Raw genomic sequence first — 3,707 nt, forward strand, 5'->3', positions numbered from 1 at the left:
CAGCGTCCGCGGTCAGCGCGAACCGGCGTGCGCGGCGCCGGCAGGTTTCCCGCCCGCACCGGCCGACCACAACGGCAGCCGCAGCGTCGTGACGAAGCTCGCCGCGTGCAGCACGCAAAGCAGGCCGAACGCCCACGCATACGCGTTGGCCTGCGTGCCGCCGCTCGCCACCGATTCGGCCTGCAGCCGCCAGGCGAGGAACAGCGTGCAGACCGTCGTGAACGTCGGGCCGCCGAGACGCTGGACGATATTGAGCGAGGTGGTCGCCATCGGCAGGTTGCGGCGCTCGACCGACGCATACGCGGCGGAAATCGACGGTGCGCCGATCGCGCTCTGACCCATGCCGCGCAGGAACAGTGCCGGCACGAGGAGGATCGGATCGTAGCCGGTCAGCGCGAGGAACACGAGCGGCAGCGTCGCGAACAGCGCGAGCAACGCGCCGGCGGCAGCCAGCCGCCGCACGCCGAACCGGCTCGTCAGTGCGCCCATCGACGGGTAGGTGACGAGCATGCCGAGCCCCATCGGCGCGAGCAGCCAGCCCATTTCGCCGGGCGTGCGGCCGCAGGCCTGGATCAGGAACACCGGAATCAGCATCTGGCCCGCGAACAGCGCGCCGTTCGACAGGAACTGCGTCGACGCGGCCGCGCCGAACACCTTGCCGCGAAACAGCGCCAGGTCGATCAGCGCGTGGTCGCCCTTGCGCGTTTCGACCCGCAGGAACGCCGCGAGCAACAGCGCGGCCGCGACGATCGCCGCGATGCCGAGCGCTTCGTTGATCCGTTCGATGCCGTACAGGAACAGCACGAGCCCCGGCGACAGCAGCGCCAGGCCGACCCAGTCGAGTTCGCGCGGCTGCGTTTCGTCGTGGTCACCGGGCAGGAACCGTACGGCCAGCGCGAGCGCGAGTACGCCGACGGGCAGGTTCACGAGAAACAGCCAGCGCCACGACGCGTGCTGCAGGATCGCGCCGGCAACGACCGGGCCGAGGATCGGCGCGAGCAGCACGGGCACGGCCGCGTAGCCGATCACGCGCGCCATCTGCTGGCCGGCGACGCGCGCGATCATCATCTGCGCCATCGGCGCGAGCAGCCCGCCGCTCACGCCTTGCAGCACGCGGAAGGCGATCAGCGATGGCGCGGACCACGCGAGCCCGCACAGCGCCGACGTGAGCGTGAACGCCGAGAAGCACCACAGATACAGCGCCTTCGCACCGATCCGGTCGACGAGCCAGCCGTTCAGCGGCAGCACCAGCGTGAGTGCGAGCAGGTGGCCGCTCGTCACCCACTGGATCGTCGCGAGGCTCGCGTGCAGGTCGGTCGCGAGGCTCGACAGCGACACGTTGACGATCGTCGCGTCGAGCGGCGACAGCAGCGAGCCGAGCACCGCGACCGCGCTGACCTTCCAGATCGACGGATCGGGCCGGCCGGCCGCGCGGCCCTGCGCTGGCCGAGCGCGCGGGTCGCTCACGCGCCGCGCTGGTCGAGCAGCGCGACGATGTCCTGCGTCGTGCCCGTCTCGCCGAGGCGCGGGAACAGTCGCTCGACGCTGTTCACATGCGCGTCCGCGTTGAGGTCGGTCATCGCGTCGACGGCGAGCGTGACGTTGTAGCCGAGTTCATGCGCCTGCCGTGCGGTCGATTCGACGCCGATGCTCGTCGCGACGCCGGTCAGCACGATCTGCGTGACGCCGGCCGCCTTCAGGTGCGCATCGAGGTCGGTGCCGGTGAAGGCGCCCCAGGTCTTTTTCGTCACGAGGTGATCGCCCGGCTGCCGGTTCAGTTCGGGCACGAGTTCGGCCCAGTCGGCGGGAAGGGCGTCCAGGCGCACCTGCTGCTGCGTGCGGCCCGGTGCGCCGCCCGCGACGTTGACGAGCACGACCGGCAGGCCGCGGCTGCGGAATGCGTCGAGCAGCGTGCGGGTGTGCGCGATCACCGGTTCGACCGGGTGCGCGGTGGGGAGGGCGACGATGCCTTTCTGCAGGTCGATGACGACGAGGGCCGTGTTCGTGTCGAGACGGGTTGCGCTCATGATGGGACTCCGTGAAAGGGACGAAGAAAGCCGTGCGCGCGAATGCCGTGGAGCGCGCTGGCCGGATTCATTGCTCGCCGATGCGGCGGATCAGCGGGATCGCGGCGGCGAGCGTGTCGATGTCGTCGGGATCGAGCTGCTCGATCGCGGCGCCGAGCCACTGGTGTTTCGCGGCGTTGCGCTTGAGCCGTGCGTCGAGGCCGGCCGCGGTCAGCCGGAACAGGATCTGGCGGCCGTCGGTCGGATGCGGTTCGCGTTCGACCAGACCGTCTTCCTCGAGGCTCGCGAGCGTCGCCTTCATCGACTGCGGCTTCATCGCTTCAGCGCGCGCGAGGTCGGCGGTCGTCATCGGCCCGTGCCGTTCGAGTCGCGCGAGCGCGCTCGTCTGCGACATGCCGAGCCCGCCGGATTCGATCTCGGAGCGGAGCCGGCGGATCAACTGGCCGACTGCAAGGGTCAGGTCGGCGGCGACGATGTCGGCAGAAACGCCGGGTTTGCGTGGCGGGCTCATGCGGCGGATCATAGGACACGACAGTTAAACTTGCAAGTTTAACTGTCGAATTGTCTGCCGAGTCGGGGTGCAGCAGGAGGGGGATTACGCGTTGCGGAGCGGGACCGGGACGACTTCGCTGTATCTCGGGGTCGCGTCCTCGTGCAGCAGGTCGCCGAGGTATTGCGCGAGTTCGTCGACGGCGAGCGCGGACGGAATGTGCAGGTCGGCCGGGCGCCGCTTGCCTTCGGTGCCAAGATCGAACACGGCCCAGCGGCCGTTGTTGCGCACGACGGCCAGCAGCCGTCCGAATGCGTTGAAGCGGTATTCGTCCTGCATGGCGTCGCTCCCGGAGGTGAACGCGCCGGCCGCCCGTGCGCGCTTACTGGATCGAGCAGGACAGCCAGCGGTGGATCTTGATCGCATCGCTCGAGACGCCCGCGCGCGTCGGTGCGCCGAGCAGCACGACCGTTTCGCGGCGGCCCTTCACACGCATGCGCATCACGACGCCGTGCCCCGACTCGTTGATGAAGCCGGTCTTCTGCAGCCGGATCGGCAGGCGGCGGTAGCGGACGAGCGGGTCGGAATTCACATACAGCAGCTCGCCGTCGCCCGGGCGCACAGTGGTCGACGTATCCGTCGAGAAATAGCGGATCAGCGGATCCTGCGCCGCCGCGCCGACGAGCTTCGCGAGATCTTCCGCCGTCGACACGTTGTGCGGCGACAGGCCGGTCGGCTCGCGGAAGTGCGTATGGCGCATGCCGAGCCGGCGCGCTTCGCGATTCATCGCCTTGACGAACGCGGCGCGTCCGCCCGGATAGTCGCGGCTCAACGCGGCGGCCGCGCGGTTTTCCGACGACATCAGCGCGATATGGAACATCTCGCGGCGCGACAGTTCCGAGCCGACCTGCAGGCGCGACCCGGTGAACTTGATCGTGTCGCGGTCGTGTGCGGTGACGCGCAGCACGCCGTTCAGCGGACGGTCGGCGTCGCGTGCGACGACGGCCGTCATCAGCTTCGAGATCGACGCGATCGGCCGCACCGTGCGTGCGTTGCGGGCCAGCAGCGGCGTGCCGGAGTCGACGTCGAGCACGTAGGCCGCGCGTGAATGCAGGGAGTTGACCGCGCGCGGGCTGTAGCCGCAGCTCGCCATCAGGCGCGGCTTGGCGGCCGGGCGCGGGCGCACGGCG

General features: G+C 69.9%; 5 protein-coding genes. All 5 read right to left on the reverse strand.

Annotated features, from left to right (window positions below; genetic code table 11):
• Window positions 1-12 precede the first annotated feature (12 nt).
• Window positions 13-1,467 carry a DHA2 family efflux MFS transporter permease subunit gene (locus tag G3N93_RS36450; RefSeq protein ID WP_206135185.1) on the reverse strand — a complete coding sequence of 485 codons (1,455 nt, stop codon included), beginning with the start codon at window positions 1,465-1,467 and terminating at the stop codon, window positions 13-15.
• Complete coding sequence (locus G3N93_RS36455; protein ID WP_174942964.1) at window positions 1,464-2,027, reverse strand: isochorismatase family protein; 564 nt, start codon at window positions 2,025-2,027, stop codon at window positions 1,464-1,466. Before G3N93_RS36455 ends, G3N93_RS36450 begins: the two co-directional genes overlap by 4 nt.
• Window positions 2,028-2,094: 67 nt before the next feature.
• Entirely contained in the window at window positions 2,095-2,550 is a 456-nt protein-coding gene (locus G3N93_RS36460) for a MarR family winged helix-turn-helix transcriptional regulator (protein ID WP_174937432.1), read from the reverse strand.
• A 72-nt stretch (window positions 2,551-2,622) separates the two neighbouring features.
• The gene (locus G3N93_RS36465) at window positions 2,623-2,856 is read right to left on the reverse strand and encodes a hypothetical protein (protein ID WP_174942966.1); all 234 of its coding nucleotides are present in this window, start codon (window positions 2,854-2,856) and stop codon (window positions 2,623-2,625) included.
• Between the two features lie 43 nt (window positions 2,857-2,899).
• Window positions 2,900-3,707, reverse strand: an 808-nt coding sequence (locus G3N93_RS36470; RefSeq protein ID WP_206135186.1) for a serine hydrolase, incomplete at its 5' end; no start/stop codon positions are given.

Source organism: Burkholderia sp. Se-20378, assembly GCF_017104665.1.
GTDB classification, from domain to species: domain Bacteria; phylum Pseudomonadota; class Gammaproteobacteria; order Burkholderiales; family Burkholderiaceae; genus Burkholderia; species Burkholderia lata.